This is a genomic window from Erysipelatoclostridium sp. An173 (assembly GCF_963931465.1).
In the GTDB taxonomy this organism is placed as follows: Bacteria; Bacillota_I; Bacilli_A; order Erysipelotrichales; family Coprobacillaceae; genus Thomasclavelia; species Thomasclavelia merdavium.
This window is the reverse complement of the sequence record NZ_OZ007017.1, coordinates 2,139,979-2,156,176: the sequence shown is the minus strand read 5'-3', so window position 1 is coordinate 2,156,176 and position 16,198 is coordinate 2,139,979. Positions and strand designations below refer to the sequence as shown.

Below are 16,198 nucleotides of genomic sequence, written 5' to 3'. Positions count from 1 at the left end.
GCACTGTTGCGACTTTTTTAAATTGATTGTATTTATTGTAAATATCGTTAAAATACATCTTAAAAGAAGGGAGTATTTATGGATATGGATAAAAATTATAGTGCATTATTTGAACCAATGAAAATTGGAAAATTAGAAATTAAAAATCGATTAGTTGTTCCAGCGATGGATAGTCATTATACTGATGAAAATCATCAATTTACAAATCAAGCTTTAAATTACTATGGTGAAAGAGCATTAGGTGGTTTTGGGTTAATTACAACTGAATTTTTATGTGTAAGTGAAGAAGGATTAGCCGAAAAAACTCAAGCCGGTATTTATGATGATTGTTTTATACCAATGTTAACTAAATTAACACAAAGAGTACACGAAAATGGTAGTTATATTTTTGCTCAATTACAACATTCAGGACGTTTACAAGGAAAAGGAACTACTAAGTTACCAGCCGTTGGTGCTAGTAACATTCCTGATGTTTCTAAACCAAATACTATTCATGAATTAACAACTGAAGAAATTTCTGTTATCATTGATAAGTTTGTTGCAAGTGCATTGCGAGCTAAAAAAGCTGGTTTTGATGGAGTCGAAATTCATGGGGCTCATGGATATTTATTAGCTCAGTTTTTATCAAAAGGAGTTAATAAACGAGTTGATCGTTATGGAGGTAATATTACTAATCGAGCTCGAATTGTTTGTGAAATTATTGAAGAAATTAAAAAAGCCTGTGGAAATGATTACCCAGTTGTAGTTAGAACAAGTGGTGCAGAAGGATATTATGGTGGTAATGATATTGAAGATGCAGTAGCTCAGGCAATGTTATTTGAACAAGCTGGAGCTGATGCTATTCATATTTCTTATGGAACAGCTATTCAATCTTATTATGTGAAAAATGGCTTTAATATTGATAATGTAAAAAAAGTAAAAGATGTCATTAATATTCCTGTTATCGGTGTGGGTCGAATTAATGATGCTACTTTAGCTTTAAGTGCTATTAAAAGAAAAGCGATGGATTTTGTTGCTTTAGGTCGCCAATCTATTTGTGATCCGCATTTCCCTAATAAAGTTAAAAATGGTCAAATTAATGAAATTTTAACTTGTACTGGTTGTATGCAAAGATGCTTATATACAACATCATTTGAAGATGGTTTTGGTACTTCATGTATGATTAATCCTTTTAGTGGTAAAGAAAATGTTTGGAAAATTGAAAAGGCAAAACAAGCTAAAAAGATTGCCATTATTGGTGGAGGACCTGCTGGTTTACAAGCAGCCTGGATTTTAGGTAAAAAAGGTCATCAAGTTACTGTATATGAAAAAGAAGCAACTGCTGGTGGTCAATATCGTTTAGCATCTGTTCCAGTAATGAAGCAGGATTTAGCGAAAACAATTTCAACTTATTTAGCGTTCTGTCAAAAATATAATGTTACTGTAAAATACAAAACAACCGCTACAAAAGAATTATTAGCTACTGAAAATTTTGATGAAATTATTGTAGCAACAGGATCATTGCCAGTTATTCCAGGAATTAGTGGTATTGATAATTCAAATGTTTATAAAGCTAATGATATTTTATCATTTAAACAAGTATTTAAAAATCAAAAAGTATTAGTTTTAGGTGCTGGATTAGTTGGTGTGGAAACTGCAGAATTAATTGGTGAATATGGTAATCAAGTAACTGTTGTTGATATGTTAGATAAAGCAGCACCATTAGCACCCAAAAGACCACGTCAAAATTTATTAGAACATGTAAAACAATTAGGAATTAATATTTTATTAAATAGTAAAGTTTTAAAAATCAATCCTGATGGAATCGTTTATCAACAAGATGGAAATGAAAAAACTTTAACTGGTTTTGATGCTATTGTTTTAGCATTTGGTTCTAAACCAAATGATGAATTATATCAAGATATCAAAGATTTAGGCAATGTATATGTCATAGGTGATGCTTTAAAAGCTGGAGATGCTAAAAAGGCTATTTATGAAGCTACTAAATTAGCTTTAAAACTATAATGTTTTTATTGACAAGATAAAAATTTATCGCTAAAATTGATATACATGATTTAAGCGATAATCAAGTTATCAAGAAGATAACGTAATGCCATGAAGGTAGTTCTGTATATATTTGATTAGGATATTACAGGCATTTTTATGGCTTTTTTCATGTTTTACAAGGAGGAAAAGATGAAAAAGTTATCAGTTAAAGAAATAGTTTTAGCAGGATTTTTTCTTGCATTAGGTTTAGTGTTACCTTTTTTAACAATGCAAATTCCAAGTTTTGGTAGTATGTTATTACCAATGCATATTCCAGTAATTTTATGTGGTTTTATCTGTGGTGGTCCTTTAGGATTAATCGTAGGATTTATTGTACCGTTACTTAGAAGTGCACTATTTTCAATGCCGCCAATGTTTCCAACTGCAATTGCGATGGCCTTTGAATTAGCAGCATATGGATTTTTATCTGGTTTTTTATACAATAGGTTATCTAAAAAAACTAGCAATATTTATTTAAGCTTAATTATTGCTATGCTTGGTGGTAGAGTAGTTTGGGGAATTGTAAGTGTTATTTTATATGGTATGTCAGGACAAAGCTTTGCTTTTGCAATGTTTATTGCCGGAGCTTTTAGTCAAGCAATTCCAGGAATTATCTTACAATTAATTTTAATTCCAGCTATCATTATAGCTTTACAAAAGGCTCGTTTAATTAAGTAGTATGAATATTATAACTCTAGTTAAAGAACATTTAATACGCTATCCAGGCATGAAGCCTCGAGATATTATTAAACTAATCTACCAGAATGAATTTGGTGGCGGACATATGATTGATTCTTTTGATAATAGTCTAGAAAGATTACAAAATGAATGTGCAACATTGAATAGTCAAACCACTTTAACTAGTGAGGTTATTGGTGATAATTTAATTCGAGTTTATCTAGGTAAATTAGATTCTGTTCAAATATTAACTTTAAATCAAATATTTGTTGCTTCTTCAAAACAAAGTCATGGTAATTTAGCATCATTTATCAATAAATTAGAAACTATCAAAGCAGCAATGGTTCAAGGTGAAATTGATTACGATAATCAAGAGTTTGAAGCAGAATTGAAGGCATATGAAAAATTAAATTTTCCACCAATTTCTCATTCTGAGCAATATCGCAAAGAATATAAACCACATTATCGACTTGTAGATAAGCGATATTTTCAATATTTTGATATTATTAATAAAATTAATCAATTACTTATTACCAACAAACCACTAACAATTGCCATTGATGGTAAATGTGGTGCTGGGAAGTCTTTTTTAGCCAATTTGCTTTGTGAAATTTATGATGCTAATCTTTTTAAAATGGATGATTTTTTTTTAAGACCATTTCAACGTACTGAGGAAAGATTATCTATGCCAGGGGGCAATGTTGATTATGAACGTTTTAAAGAAACAGTAATTGATCCGCTTTTAAAAAAGAAATCAATCAAATATCAAAGATTTAATTGTTCCAAGATGGCTTTAGATGATGATATTCAAGTAATTCCTTATCATAATTTAAATATTATTGAGGGAACATATAGCTTACATCCATATTTTGGAAAATATTATGATTATGCAATCGGTTTGGATATTAGTGATAAGTTACAAGAAAAAAGAATTTTAGATCGTAATGGTGCTATGATGTTAGAAAAATTTAAAAATATCTGGATACCATTAGAAAATAAATATTTTGAAGCATACCAAATATTTAAACAAGTTAATTATTTATATCACGTTGAATAAACGTGATTTTTTTATAACTTAATATTTAATTAATATAATTTTGATGTTTTTTACTGTTTATATTTATACAATAAATATATCATTGTTTAATTGAATTGAGTTGTTAATTGTTATTAGGAGAAAATTATGATCAAGAATTTAAAAGTCGGATTAGGATTAATTATTTTAGGAGAAGTCTTGGGTTATTTTAATAGTTATTTTTTAAGTGATTTTTCAGACTTTACTACCGGTCTTTTATTGGGGTTATCGGTTGGAATGAAATTAGTAGGGATTATCTTATCATTAGTGGGGATTATTCAGGTTAGTAATGATAATAATAAATAAAATTAGCTAGGTTTTTATATGGGGTATTTTAAGATACTCCATTTTTTTATTTATTATGTAATAATCACTATTTTTTTAAATAATAAATGTAATTACTTTTACAATATTTATTTAAAAAAATAGTGAATAATGATAAACTAATATAAGAAAGGGTGATAAAGTATGCCTAAAAATATTTATGTGCTTTCCGATATTCATGGACATTATAATGTTTTTATCAAAATGTTAGAAAAAATAAAATTTTCTGATGATGATGTATTATATATTTTAGGAGATTGTTGCGATCGGGGACCAGATAGCTTAAAAATATACTTATATATTCAAAAATTTAAAAATATTCATCTGATTCGTGGTAACCATGAAATCATGATGCGTGATGCTTTTATTGCTGATGATCCAACTTCATCACAAGGACGAATGTGGGCTCAAAATGGCGGAAATAAAACAGCCCATAGTTATCATGAATATTTACAAAAGAAAGCCCTTAATGAATTTGATTATAAAATAGTTAAAGCAGCTTTTTATAAAATGATGATTGATTATGTCAATAAATGCCCATCGTTTATTGAAATAAATTGTAATGATCAAGATTATGTTTTGATTCACGCTGGAATTAATCCAGAAAAAGGGTTATATGAACAAACTGAAGAAGAATGTGCCTGGATGCGTGAGTATTTCTTTATGTCAAAGGGATTGGATAATAAAATTATAATATTTGGACATACACCTACATGTTATATTCATCAAAAGAAAGATTGTTTTGATATTTGGCATGATCCAGTTTTTAAAGATAAAATTGGGATTGATGGTGGTTTAGGACCATTCGATAAAGGTCAATTAAATTGCATTTGTTTAAATACGATGGAAGTTTTTGTAGTTAAAAAAAGTGAAGTTTTAGAAGCTGCAAAAAACATTTAAAAATGTAAAAAGAATTTATTAAGTAGTGGAGGTTATTATATGAATATATTATTGAGTAGAATATTAACATATTTAAATGGCGCTTTTGTAGTTGATGACTATTATCGTTTTTGTAAATTTGTTGTTTATAATTATTTAGGTTTTGAAGATTTTGACATTGATGATGTTGTCTTAAAAAGTGGTGTCACTAAAGAAAAAATAGTTGCTTTTTGTAATTTATTAGGATATGAAAGCTTTGATAAGTTTAAAAATGATCTTTTAAGAACTCATATGGTTCGTTTGGATCAAATCAGAGCTAGAATGTTAGGCATCAATAGTGAACAATTAATTAATGATATGGAAAAATCTTGTTCAAATGAAGAAATGAATGCTTATATTTCAACTATTTGTGAAGCAATTTTTAAAGCTAAACGAGTTATATTAATTGGTGCTTTATATCCTTTATCTATTGCCGTTGAATTACAAACTGATTTGATTACATTTGGCAAACCAGTAATTCAATATCATAGTTTTGATAAAGATGTGGTTTTAGATGAAAATGATGTGACAATTTTTATCTCTGCTACAGGTAGATCAATGAACTATTTTGTTGATATAAAAAAGGAATTACGAGTAGATTTAAGTACTTCAATCTTGATTACGCAAAATAAAACATATGAATTAGATGAATATAAGATTTCTGATTATGTAATTCATGTTCCTGGTAAATTTGATGGAATAAACTTTAATTATCAAATTATGACAATTTGTGATTTATTACGGGTTCATTATTACCAACAATACTATTTATAATAAAAAGTAAACCGAGCTAACTGGCTCGGTTTTAATCTGTCTTTTTAAGATTAGAATAATTGATTAGTTCAATATCATTATCTATAATAAACTGTTTTATTTTTTTATCACACAAAAGATCTAATTCTTTCATTCTTGGTATATTATAACTGCTCATTTGATATAAACGCCAATCAAGTAAAGCTGGATGACACATTATTTCACCATATTCATCAATATCATTTATAGCACTAGTTAAATATTCATAATTTACATTATCTTTGTAGAATTGATCATTACATCTAACATATTGATAATTATTAATAATTTGGTCACGTTGTCTAATTGGTAAATCGTATTCTTTAGCTAATTTAATTACTACATCATGATGTTGTGGTAATAAGTGAACATGATGATGTGAATCGATATGAGTTGGTTTTTTACCAGCTAATTTAATAAATCTCTCTATTTGAGCTTTCCATTCTCGATATAATTCATCAAAATTAGCATTTGGTTCTTCATTAGGATAAGCAGACGGTCTTAAAAAGTTACCATTTTTATCAACATAGTTTTTAGCACCGTCAATTAATGGACGTCCTACAGTTAAAACTAGATGAATTCCTACTCCTAAATTAGGATATCTACTTGCAAGTTCTAAGCCCATTTTTGCATATGGCATATTAACCATACAAGTTGTTGAAGTTAGGATCCCATCTTGATGAGCTTTAATTATCCCTAATACTGCCCCTTCACTGATACCAAAATCATCAGCGTTTATAATTATTTTTTTAGTCATTTTATAGTCCTCCAATATCTATAATCAAATTATATCGTGAATAAAAAAATAGTATTTATTTTTTCAAAATCTGCAAACTACTCTATAATCGTGCTATAATAAACACGATAAAAAATGGAGGTATAGTCATGAAAGAATTAATTGTAGCATCGACTAATCAAGGCAAATTAAAAGAAATTAGGGCAATGCTTAAAGATATTAATATTGAAGTATTATCAATGAAAGATGTTTTAAATGAAGAAATCGATATTGAAGAAACAGGAACAACTTTTAAAGAAAATGCTTTAATAAAAGCTAGCACAATTGCTAAAATTGTTAATAAACCAGTATTAGCTGATGATAGTGGTTTAGAAGTTGACGCTCTTGATAAACAGCCTGGTGTTTATTCAGCTCGTTTTTTAGGTCATGATACAAGTTATGATATTAAAAATCAATATATTATAGATGCGCTAAAAGATAAAGATCGAACAGCTCGCTTTGTTTGTGCGATGGCTTTAGTAATCCCTGGTCAAGAACCAATCATTATCGAAGAAACAATGGAAGGGTTAATCAATGATAAAATCGAAGGGGAAAATGGTTTTGGTTACGATCCGATTTTTTATTTCCCACCATGTAAAATGACTTCAGCTATGATGTCAATGGAAGAAAAAAATAAACATTCACATCGTGCAAAAGCGTTGAAAAAATTATATGCAATTTTAAAGGAGATGGATTAAATGAATCATATAGTTTTAGTTCATCCGGCAATTCCTCAAAATACCGGAAATATTATGCGTACTTGTGTAGCGACTAATACTAGTTTACATATTATTAAACCAATGAGTTTTGATTTAGATGATAAAAAAATGAAACGAGCTGGATTAGATTATGTTAAGGATTTAGATCTTCATGTATATGAAAGTTATGAAGATTTTAAACAAAAAAATCCTGGTGAATATTATTTCTTTACACGTTATTCACATCAATGTTTTACAGATCAGGATTTTAGCGATACTAGTAAAGAGCATTACTTATTCTTCGGTCATGAACATGATGGAATTCCAAAAGAAATATTAACAGAAAATCTAGATCGTTGTTTAAGAATTCCAATGAGTGATAAAGTTAGAAGTTTAAACTTATCTAATTGTGCAGCGATTTGTATTTATGAAGCTTTAAGACAACAAAATTATCCACAGCTTTCTAAAGTAGAAGTTCAAAAAGGTGAAGAGTTCTTATATGAGTTATAAAAAAAATGATATTTTTCTAGCGATTATGCTTATGATTTTTATCATTAGTTTTGCGGTTGTTTTTACAGTGTTTTTTAAACCATTATATTATTTTGATATTAATTATTTAAATATTGATCAAATTAGTGGTTTAGATGCAGAGACTATTAAAGAAAATTATCGGATATTAATTAATTATCAATCAATTTTTTACCAAGGAACATTGAATTTACCAGATTTTGTAATGTCTGATAGTGGTCGAATTCATTTTGAAGAAGTAAAACGTATTTTTGAAGCAATTCAAGTAATGATGGTTATCAGTGGGTTAATTTCAATTCCAATGACAATTAAAAAGATTAAAGAAAAAGAATATCGTTTTTTACGATTAACTGGTTTAATTACAATTATTGTGCCAACTGTGTTAGGCTTTTTAGCTGCTTTGGACTTTGAAAGAGCATTTGTACTTTTTCACCAGATAGTTTTTAGAAATGATTATTGGATCTTTGATTACCGAACTGATCCGGTTATTACTATTTTACCAGAAACGTTTTTTATGCACTGTTTTATGTTAATTGTAGTTATTGTATGCCTTTTAGCGATAATATGTTTAGGGTATTATCGTTATCAACAAAAAAAGATTGTTGCTGATATTGATTTATAATGGTCCTTTTTACAAGGACCATTTTTTAATAAAATCAGATTTGTTTTAAAATACTTTACTATAATGATATAAATATTAGTTAGATTTTATGAGTAATTATCATTATAAAAATGAGATAAATTTGAGATAAAAAATAGTATTTTATATGTTATAATATAACTATCTTTAAAATGACTTTGGCATATTAAACAATAAAAATTATTTAAATATTATAGTAATGGAGTGTTAATATGAAATATGCCAATAAGATGTTTTTTATAATCAAACTTATTTATCTTTAGTAACTGGTGGTGCTGTCTATGGATAATTACACAGCTACAGTTATTAATCAATCGATCATCAATAATGATTCTAAAAGTGTAAAGCTTGATGAAACCTGTAAAGTTCTTCTTAGTGATACCCAGATATTAGCACATATTTTAAAATATGTCGTTGATGAATTGCGTGATTTTACGATTGAGGAAATTCAGGAAATCATTCCAGCTAATATTAATCATGAACCGGTATTTCCAGGCAATCGAGTAGTTAAAACCAGCAGTAATGAATCATTCATTCCTGGAGAAGGAATACTAAGATTTGATGTCCATTTTGAACTTGATGTTCCTAAAAGAAATAAACAAAAAGCCTGTAAGCTGCAGATCAATATCGAAGCTCAAAACAGTATCTATAATGATTATAAGATAGTAACAAGAGGGATTGCTTATACAAGCCGACTGATATCTAAGCAAGTTAAAACAGTAATCAATGGTGATAATTATCAAAAGATGCAAAAGACATATTCAATCTGGTTAATGCCTCAAGCACCATTAAAATATGATGGAACGATCAGGATATATAGTCTACAAGAAAAGGTGGAATCAGGAATACCGTTAAAAGAAAAAGAAGCCTATGATAAGATCAAGATAGCAACGATTTATACAAGCAGTAAACATGAAATAAGCCAAAAATATGAACAGAATGATGAATTATTAAGAGTAGTGATGTTACTGTTTGGAATGAGCGGAAGAAGTGTTCAAGAGATAAGGGGAATTTTAGAAAAAGAATATGGTTTTAAAATGAGTGATAAACTAAAGAAAGGAGTTGAAAATATGTGTAACTTAGCGCAAGGATTAATAATTGAAAATCAAGCATTAGGACGACAAATAGGAAAAAAAGAAGGAATATTAGAAGGACGCGCTAAAGAAAAATATGAAATATTAATAAGTCTATTAGAACAAACAGATATTTCATTGAAAAAAGCAATGGAGATAGTTGGATTAGTAAAAGAAGATGAAATTAAGGAAACTATTGATAAACTGATTGAAGATTTAACTTTAAAAGAAGGTTATATAAATGGAAAACCAACTACTATAACAATAGAAAGAATAATTAATGAAGCAAAGAGGAATTAGTTTAATGTTATAACTAATTCCTCTTTGTTAATCTATATTAATAAGAAAAACAATTTATAAAATGTTTTCTTTTATCATAAATTTGTAAGAATATTATCATTAAATACAGTGATATAACTAGATATAATGCGCTAGAATTTTATCAGGAGGTGGCAATATGAAAAGAATTAAAGATTTTTTTGCTATCGTAGTATTTAGTTTTAAGCTCTATTTTAATAAATAAATTAAAATTTATGATATGATGAATATAGGTGGTGATTAAATGGCTGATTTACAACGTTTTATTGATGCTCAAAAAAATAGCTATGATCAAGCTTTAAAAGAAATAAAAAATGGCTGCAAGGTTAGTCATTGGATGTGGTATATTTTTCCACAGATTAAAGGATTGGGGCATAGTTCAACTGCAGTTTATTATGCTATTGATTCTTTAGATGAGGCTAAAGAATATCTCCAAAATCCTATTTTAAATAAAAGATTATTCGAAATTAGTAATGCATTATTAGAATTAAAAAATAATAATCCAGTTATAATTTTAGGTTATCCTGATAATTTAAAGTTACAATCATCAATGACATTATTTTATGTGGCAAGTAAAAACAAAGTTTTTAAACATGTTATTGATAAATTTTATGATGGGCAATTTGATAAAAATACGTTAAGAATTATTGGTATTGAAACTAATAGTGATCTGCAATAAAGCAAATCACTATTTTAATATTTGATGATATTAATATTTCTTTTCATTTGCATAAATTGACTATGATGATGATCAAGAAAATAATTTACAATATTAGATTCATTACTTTCTAAAGATAAATTTGCACTTTCTAAATAGATTTTCCATTTCTTTTCATAATTCTTGACTACATAATAGATATTTGATAAATCAATGGCACTATGCTGATCTAAAAAATCAACTAATGAATGATTATAATATGATTTCAATATTTCGATTTGTGTAGCTACTAAAAGCATTGAAGAAGGAACCATATTTTGAACAAGAACTGCATGAGTTCTACCGCAATGTTTACACATTACTCTTTGAATTTGAATACAGATTTTTCGATCGGGAATTTTATAATGACGAGGATATGTACCAATTTTAACTAAAGTGCCTTTTTGACCACAAGTACACCTTATCTTTTTAAAATTGATTAATTTAATTATTGAGTCGTATAATTCTTGGGTTATTTCAACATTAAAATATTCGCTATTATCGGTGATGGCAATCATATTATCCCTCCATTTATAACTAAAAATTTATCTAGATGTAATAGTTAAATTATTTAATTATAAAAAGGGTAATCGAAGATCAATAAAGTATAGTGGGTTATAATAGTTAATAGGTCGTTAGGGTAATACTGTATCTTCTATTATTATATCAGTTAAATTTGTTAATCGGTAGCAACAGTTTTGAATAATTATTAAAATTAAACTACTAATTTTAAATTATAATAAAAAAGAGATTTCTTATTTCACTAAAAAATCTCTTGATAATCGATATATATTATTTTTTGATTAAAACTAACGATTCATATGGTTTTAAAATTATTGTATCTTCTAATGTGTTTCTTTGAACATTAGAAAGTAAAATATCATATTGACTAGCATCAACAGTAATTGTTGATTGATTATCATCATAGAAATGATTATAGACAATTATTTCATCATTTTGATCAATTCGTTTATAAGCAAAAATAGTAGGATGATCAAGTAATAATGGCTCATACGCACCTTGTAGGATAACTGAATATTGTTTACGTAATTTAATAAGTTTTTGATAGTAATAGAACACTGAATCTAAATCTTTTAAATTGTTTTCAACATTTATATCATGGTAATTTTCATTGACAGCAATCCATGGTTCTACATTAGAAAATCCAGCGTAACGGTGATTATTCCATTGCATTGGTGTTCGTGCATTATCTCTAGATTTACTTTGTAAGATTTGATAAATTTCATCTTCTGACATGCCATTTTGTTTTAAGATTTTAAAAGCATTTAAACTTTCAACATCTTGGTATTGTTCAATGTTATCAAAGTAGGCATTGGTCATTCCAATTTCTTCTCCTTGATAGATATAAGGAGTTCCTCTTAGTAAATGAATTGTTGTTGCAAGCATTTTAGCTGATTCTTTAGGGTAGTTTTTATCATCCCCAAATCGTGAAAGAACTCGGGGCTGATCATGACAGCACCAAAAAAGTGCGTTCCAGCCATGACCCTCTTGCATGCCTAGTTGCCAATCATTTAATAATTGTTTTAATTCTTGAAAATCAAAAGGCATTAAAGTCCATTTTTCTTTATTTTTATAGTCTACTTTTAGATGATGGAAGCTAAATACCATTGATAATTCATGATTATTAGGATTGGTATAACCAACGCAATTATCTATTGATGTTGCTGACATTTCCCCAACCGTAATAATATCATCATATTTTCCAAAAGAATTTTGAGCTAATTCTTGAAGATATGTATGAACTAAAGGACGATCTGTATAGAATCTTTTTCCAACTCCTTCATAATCATCTTCAAATGATTCTTTATCGATTAAATTAATGACATCAAATCGAAAACCTTTTATTCCTTTTTCAATCCAGAAATTAACGATATTAGCCATTTCTTTTCTAACTTCAGGATTTTTCCAGTTCAAATCTGCCTGAGTTTCATCAAATAAATGTAAGTAATATTCATCAAATTTTTCGACATATTTCCAGGCATTACCACCAAATTTAGATTGCCAGTTAGTTGGCGGATTACCATTTTTCCCTTTTTTGAAAATATAATAATCTTTGTATTTTTGTTCGCCATTTAATGCTTTTTTAAACCATTGATTATTAGTAGAAGTATGATTAAAGACCATATCGAACATTAAGTAGATATTATGTTTTTTAGCCTCACTGATCAACTTTTCTAAATCAGCCATTGTGCCATAGCTAGGATCAATAGCGTAATAATCTTCAATATCATAACCATTATCATTTTGCGGTGAAACAAAAATAGGATTTAACCAAATATAATCAACACCTAGTTTTTCTAAATAATCTAGATGTTTAATAATTCCATTAATGTCACCAAAACCATCATTATTACTATCTTGAAATGATTTGGGATAAATTTGATATACAACTTTATCTTGAAAATTTGCCATTTTATTATTATCCTTTCCATTTAAAAATATTTTCTTGTTTTAATTGTACAAATTGCTCATTACATTCAATATGCTCGCCACTAGTAAATACAACCGGAGAAACAACCGATTTTTTTTGTGATAAAACATATTCAAGATCTACTTTAGCGATAGTTTGTCCTTGTTTAATAAAGTCACCTTGATTAACGAAAGATTCAAAACTCTTACCATTTAACTGGACGGTATCCATACCAATATGAATTAAAACTTCTAATCCATCATCACGTTTCAATCCATAAGCATGTTTGGTAGGAAAAGTCATTATCACTTCACCACTAAATGGTGCAATAATTTCACCGTTTTTTAATTCTACTGCAAAGCCATCACCCATTAAGCCTTGTGAAAATACCTGATCTTCTACTTTAGATAATGGTATTAGATTGCCAGCCATTGGGCAAATAAAATCTTTTTCTTTATTTGATTTTGCAGGGGTTGCTAATTTTTTTCTACCAGATACATAAGTTAAAATAAAGGGGATACCAATAGCAACAGCCATCGCTAATAAATAATAACCCCAGAATTCTGGTTTGATTGAAATAATTGCTGGTAGTCCACCAATTCCAATACTGAAAGCCTGGATACCAAACCTAACTGAGATTGCAGCTGCAATCGCTGAACCAATCATACCACTAATTAATGGAAAATGATGTTTAATATTTACATCGAATAAAGCTGGTTCACTAACACCTAAATAACAGGAAATACAGGCAGGGGCATTTATTTTACGAGCATTTTTGTCATTTCTTTGTAATACAAACATCGCTAATACACTAGAAGCCTGAGCTATATTAGACAAAGCAATCATTGGCCAAAGAATAGTACCACCAAAAGTAGTAGTTAAAATAGTATCAATGATGATTGTTAAATGATGCAATCCCGTCATGACAAAAGGAACATAAATAAAACCAATTATGGCAGCAATAATTATTGCCAGGTTTGAAGTAAAAGCGCTATTAACAACATTTGCGATAATACTTTCAATGATTAAACCAATAGGACCTAAAATTACATAAGTAACAAATACAGTCAATATTAAAGAACAAAAGGGAACAATAATCATTTTAATAGCATTTGGAATAATTTTATTAAATGATTTTTCTATAAATACCAGCATAAAACCTGCTAGCATAGCCGTAACGATTTGTCCTTGATAATCGGTTATTGAAATTTGAACAACTCCTAATTCCAAGCTAGAAATTGACTGTGGTATAACTAAAGTTAGACCTAATATAATTCCTAATATTTGTGTGGTTTCCATTTTTTTAGTTATTGACCAGACAATTCCTACTGGAAGTAATGGGAATATTGCTTCACTAATTAACCATAGAAAATGATCAAAGCTAGCTAAAAATGGATAAATATCTGTTAAGCTTTGAGTGCCATTATTAAAAAAATTAATTTCACTAATAATGTTTCTAAAACCTAAAATTAAACCACCACAAATTAAAGCCGGAATTAATGGGGCAAAGATTTCACCTAGTATCGCAACTATTCTTTGAATATGGTTTTGTTTAGAATCATTATTTTTTATTGTTTCCTGGTCATTTTTTTAAATATTACTTATTTTAATAAAATCATTATAGAAATTAGCTACTTCATTACCAATAATTACTTGAAATTGTCCAGATTGATTAAATGTCCCCTTAACAGATGGAATAGATTCAATTTTAGAGATATCAGCAACACTTGAATCAATCAAGACAAAACGCATCCTAGTTACACAATGGGTTACAGCACGAATATTTGCTGTTCCACCAATATATTTTAATAATTCTTGAGCGTCATTTTCAAACTTACTCATTTTTTCCTCCTAATAAAAATGAATTTCTTTACTAATATTATACATAATTTTAGTAAAGAAAAAAGGTCCTGTAAAATAGGACAATCATTATTAATGATAGCTTATTTTACAAAGACCGTTTATTTAGCCATTATAGTTATTACCCTAAAAAGAAAGTATTAACTTCAAAATGTGCTTGAGGATGATCACAAGCTGGACATCTTTCAGGTGCTTCTAAACCTTCATAGATGAATCCACAGTTATTACATTTCCATACTACTGGTGCTTCACGTTTGAAAGTAGTACCATTTTCTAAAGCTTCTAATAATTTTAAATATCTAGCTTCATGATGTTTTTCAGCAATTGCAATACTATCTAAAACAGAAGCGATTTCTTCAAATCCTTCTTCACGAGCAGTTTTAGCAAAGCTTGGATACATTTCGCTATATTCTTCGTTTTCACCAGCAGCAGCTGCTTTTAAATTTTCAGCAGTGTTTCCAAGTAATACTGGGAAATTTCCTTCAGTATATACTGTTTCACCAGCTAAATCTTTATTTAAGAATTTCATTAATCTTTTAGCATGTTCTTTTTCTTGATTTGCTGTTTCTAAGAAGATATTTTGAATCTGTACATATCCTTCTTTTTTAGCGATTGAAGCATAGTAAGTGTAACGATTACGAGCTTGGCTTTCTCCTGCAAAAGCATGCATTAAATTATTTGCAGTTTTTGTTCCTTTAAGTGTCATAAGTAAATTTTCCTCCATATCCTAATTTTCTTTTTTTAAACAACATTCACATGTACCGCTGAAAACAATTTCTATTTTTTCAATTCGATGGTTTGTTTGTTGTTTTACAACATTACTAATTTTTTCATCCTGGTAATTAATATCAAAAACTTTTTTACAATTATTGCAGATAAAATGATAATGGTCACTTAAGTCCCCGTCGAAATGGACTATGTTTTGGCCAACATCAAGTTTTCTGATCATTTGGGCATCCGCTAAAAAGTTAAGGTTTCTATATACGGTACCTAAACTTAATTCAGGGTGATCCTTTTTTAAATCACTATAAATTGCTTCAGCAGTTGGGTGGTCATGTCTTGCAATTAAATTGTTGTAGATAAGTTCACGTTGCTTGGAATATCTAGTTTTTGGCATTGTTACCTCCTTTACATAAATAGTAATGGTTACTATTATAATATATTCTTTTGTTGGTTTAGTCAACTGTTTTGCATAAGTTAGAAACTTTAATCAATTTTAAAAAAGATATTAATATTAATGTTTATTTTATTAAATTTATAAATAACCCATTTGAAAAATAGTAATGTCTAAGAAAAGATACTTATTTTGCTCCTTTCGTTCGTTTATATTTTACATAAATAAGCATTATAATACAACTTTATGTAT

At 28.3% G+C, this 16,198-nt stretch carries 18 protein-coding genes; 11 read left to right on the top strand and 7 right to left on the bottom strand.

What is annotated here, in order from left to right:
• The first annotated feature begins 78 nt into the window (after window positions 1-78).
• The 6 genes from ABGT36_RS10795 to ABGT36_RS10770 all read left to right on the top strand — a co-directional run bounded on the left by ABGT36_RS10795 (window position 79) and on the right by ABGT36_RS10770 (window position 5,794).
• Window positions 79-2,004 carry an NAD(P)/FAD-dependent oxidoreductase gene (locus ABGT36_RS10795; protein WP_346677924.1) on the top strand — a complete coding sequence of 642 codons (1,926 nt, stop codon included), beginning with the start codon at window positions 79-81 and terminating at the stop codon, window positions 2,002-2,004.
• A gap of 171 nt (window positions 2,005-2,175) precedes the next feature.
• Complete coding sequence (locus ABGT36_RS10790) at window positions 2,176-2,703, top strand: ECF transporter S component (protein WP_087302893.1); 528 nt, start codon at window positions 2,176-2,178, stop codon at window positions 2,701-2,703.
• Window position 2,704: 1 nt separating this feature from the next.
• On the top strand, window positions 2,705-3,760 hold the full coding sequence (locus ABGT36_RS10785) for a hypothetical protein (protein WP_346677923.1): 1,056 nt from the start codon (window positions 2,705-2,707) through the stop codon (window positions 3,758-3,760).
• 126 nt (window positions 3,761-3,886) lie between these two features.
• On the top strand, window positions 3,887-4,084 hold the full coding sequence (locus ABGT36_RS10780; protein ID WP_087302897.1) for a hypothetical protein: 198 nt from the start codon (window positions 3,887-3,889) through the stop codon (window positions 4,082-4,084).
• A 162-nt stretch (window positions 4,085-4,246) separates the two neighbouring features.
• Complete coding sequence (locus ABGT36_RS10775; RefSeq protein WP_087302899.1) at window positions 4,247-5,002, top strand: metallophosphoesterase; 756 nt, start codon at window positions 4,247-4,249, stop codon at window positions 5,000-5,002.
• Window positions 5,003-5,041: 39 nt separating this feature from the next.
• Entirely contained in the window at window positions 5,042-5,794 is a 753-nt protein-coding gene (locus ABGT36_RS10770; RefSeq protein WP_087302901.1) for a MurR/RpiR family transcriptional regulator, read from the top strand.
• A gap of 31 nt (window positions 5,795-5,825) precedes the next feature.
• Here ABGT36_RS10770 and chbG read toward each other — a convergent pair whose 3' ends face one another.
• Window positions 5,826-6,569 (bottom strand): chitin disaccharide deacetylase, encoded by a 744-nt coding sequence (gene chbG, locus ABGT36_RS10765; RefSeq protein ID WP_346677921.1) that lies wholly within the window; start codon window positions 6,567-6,569, stop codon window positions 5,826-5,828.
• Between the two features lie 128 nt (window positions 6,570-6,697).
• On the opposite strand from chbG, the gene rdgB reads away from it, so the two are divergent.
• The 5 genes from rdgB (at window position 6,698) to ABGT36_RS10740 (ending at window position 10,523) form a co-directional block, all read left to right on the top strand.
• Window positions 6,698-7,285: an RdgB/HAM1 family non-canonical purine NTP pyrophosphatase gene (gene rdgB / locus ABGT36_RS10760; protein WP_087302905.1), complete on the top strand. Its 588-nt coding sequence runs from the start codon at window positions 6,698-6,700 to the stop codon at window positions 7,283-7,285.
• Window positions 7,286-7,795, top strand: a complete 510-nt coding sequence (locus ABGT36_RS10755; protein ID WP_087302907.1) for a tRNA (cytidine(34)-2'-O)-methyltransferase — start codon at window positions 7,286-7,288, stop codon at window positions 7,793-7,795.
• A complete protein-coding gene (locus ABGT36_RS10750) occupies window positions 7,785-8,435 on the top strand; it encodes a TIGR01906 family membrane protein (RefSeq protein ID WP_296882812.1) in 651 nt (216 codons plus the stop codon). The genes ABGT36_RS10755 and ABGT36_RS10750 overlap by 11 nt, the downstream gene beginning before the upstream one ends.
• Window positions 8,436-8,734: 299 nt before the next feature.
• Window positions 8,735-9,826: a hypothetical protein gene (locus ABGT36_RS10745; protein ID WP_346677919.1), complete on the top strand. Its 1,092-nt coding sequence runs from the start codon at window positions 8,735-8,737 to the stop codon at window positions 9,824-9,826.
• A gap of 262 nt (window positions 9,827-10,088) precedes the next feature.
• Window positions 10,089-10,523, top strand: a complete 435-nt coding sequence (locus ABGT36_RS10740; protein WP_087303402.1) for a DUF1810 domain-containing protein — start codon at window positions 10,089-10,091, stop codon at window positions 10,521-10,523.
• 14 nt (window positions 10,524-10,537) lie between these two features.
• Here ABGT36_RS10740 and ABGT36_RS10735 read toward each other — a convergent pair whose 3' ends face one another.
• The 6 genes from ABGT36_RS10735 to ABGT36_RS10710 form a co-directional block, all read right to left on the bottom strand.
• A complete protein-coding gene (locus ABGT36_RS10735; RefSeq protein WP_087303404.1) occupies window positions 10,538-11,059 on the bottom strand; it encodes a DUF6431 domain-containing protein in 522 nt (173 codons plus the stop codon).
• 274 nt (window positions 11,060-11,333) lie between these two features.
• Entirely contained in the window at window positions 11,334-12,974 is a 1,641-nt protein-coding gene (treC, locus tag ABGT36_RS10730) for an alpha,alpha-phosphotrehalase (protein ID WP_346677916.1), read from the bottom strand.
• Between the two features lie 7 nt (window positions 12,975-12,981).
• A complete protein-coding gene (locus tag ABGT36_RS10725; protein ID WP_346678644.1) occupies window positions 12,982-14,484 on the bottom strand; it encodes a glucose PTS transporter subunit IIA in 1,503 nt (500 codons plus the stop codon).
• Window positions 14,485-14,562: 78 nt separating this feature from the next.
• Window positions 14,563-14,814, bottom strand: a complete 252-nt coding sequence (locus ABGT36_RS10720; protein WP_346677915.1) for a PTS transporter subunit EIIB — start codon at window positions 14,812-14,814, stop codon at window positions 14,563-14,565.
• Window positions 14,815-14,953: 139 nt separating this feature from the next.
• Window positions 14,954-15,538: a rubrerythrin gene (rbr, locus tag ABGT36_RS10715; RefSeq protein ID WP_087301319.1), complete on the bottom strand. Its 585-nt coding sequence runs from the start codon at window positions 15,536-15,538 to the stop codon at window positions 14,954-14,956.
• A 21-nt stretch (window positions 15,539-15,559) separates the two neighbouring features.
• Window positions 15,560-15,949, bottom strand: a complete 390-nt coding sequence (locus tag ABGT36_RS10710; RefSeq protein ID WP_087301317.1) for a transcriptional repressor — start codon at window positions 15,947-15,949, stop codon at window positions 15,560-15,562.
• Window positions 15,950-16,198 lie beyond the last annotated feature (249 nt).

What these genes read in the sequence shown, in the direction of transcription:
- ABGT36_RS10795 (WP_346677924.1), top strand. Translation starts at nt 79, where the DNA reads ATGGATATGGATAAAAATTATAGTGCATTATTTGAACCAATGAAAATT.
- ABGT36_RS10790 (WP_087302893.1), top strand. Translation starts at nt 2,176, where the DNA reads ATGAAAAAGTTATCAGTTAAAGAAATAGTTTTAGCAGGATTTTTTCTT.
- ABGT36_RS10785 (WP_346677923.1), top strand. Translation starts at nt 2,705, where the DNA reads ATGAATATTATAACTCTAGTTAAAGAACATTTAATACGCTATCCAGGC.
- ABGT36_RS10780 (WP_087302897.1), top strand. Translation starts at nt 3,887, where the DNA reads ATGATCAAGAATTTAAAAGTCGGATTAGGATTAATTATTTTAGGAGAA.
- ABGT36_RS10775 (WP_087302899.1), top strand. Translation starts at nt 4,247, where the DNA reads ATGCCTAAAAATATTTATGTGCTTTCCGATATTCATGGACATTATAAT.
- ABGT36_RS10770 (WP_087302901.1), top strand. Translation starts at nt 5,042, where the DNA reads ATGAATATATTATTGAGTAGAATATTAACATATTTAAATGGCGCTTTT.
- chbG (WP_346677921.1), bottom strand. Translation starts at nt 6,569, where the DNA reads ATGACTAAAAAAATAATTATAAACGCTGATGATTTTGGTATCAGTGAA.
- rdgB (WP_087302905.1), top strand. Translation starts at nt 6,698, where the DNA reads ATGAAAGAATTAATTGTAGCATCGACTAATCAAGGCAAATTAAAAGAA.
- ABGT36_RS10755 (WP_087302907.1), top strand. Translation starts at nt 7,286, where the DNA reads ATGAATCATATAGTTTTAGTTCATCCGGCAATTCCTCAAAATACCGGA.
- ABGT36_RS10750 (WP_296882812.1), top strand. Translation starts at nt 7,785, where the DNA reads ATGAGTTATAAAAAAAATGATATTTTTCTAGCGATTATGCTTATGATT.
- ABGT36_RS10745 (WP_346677919.1), top strand. Translation starts at nt 8,735, where the DNA reads ATGGATAATTACACAGCTACAGTTATTAATCAATCGATCATCAATAAT.
- ABGT36_RS10740 (WP_087303402.1), top strand. Translation starts at nt 10,089, where the DNA reads ATGGCTGATTTACAACGTTTTATTGATGCTCAAAAAAATAGCTATGAT.
- ABGT36_RS10735 (WP_087303404.1), bottom strand. Translation starts at nt 11,059, where the DNA reads ATGATTGCCATCACCGATAATAGCGAATATTTTAATGTTGAAATAACC.
- treC (WP_346677916.1), bottom strand. Translation starts at nt 12,974, where the DNA reads ATGGCAAATTTTCAAGATAAAGTTGTATATCAAATTTATCCCAAATCA.
- ABGT36_RS10720 (WP_346677915.1), bottom strand. Translation starts at nt 14,814, where the DNA reads ATGAGTAAGTTTGAAAATGACGCTCAAGAATTATTAAAATATATTGGT.
- rbr (WP_087301319.1), bottom strand. Translation starts at nt 15,538, where the DNA reads ATGACACTTAAAGGAACAAAAACTGCAAATAATTTAATGCATGCTTTT.
- ABGT36_RS10710 (WP_087301317.1), bottom strand. Translation starts at nt 15,949, where the DNA reads ATGCCAAAAACTAGATATTCCAAGCAACGTGAACTTATCTACAACAAT.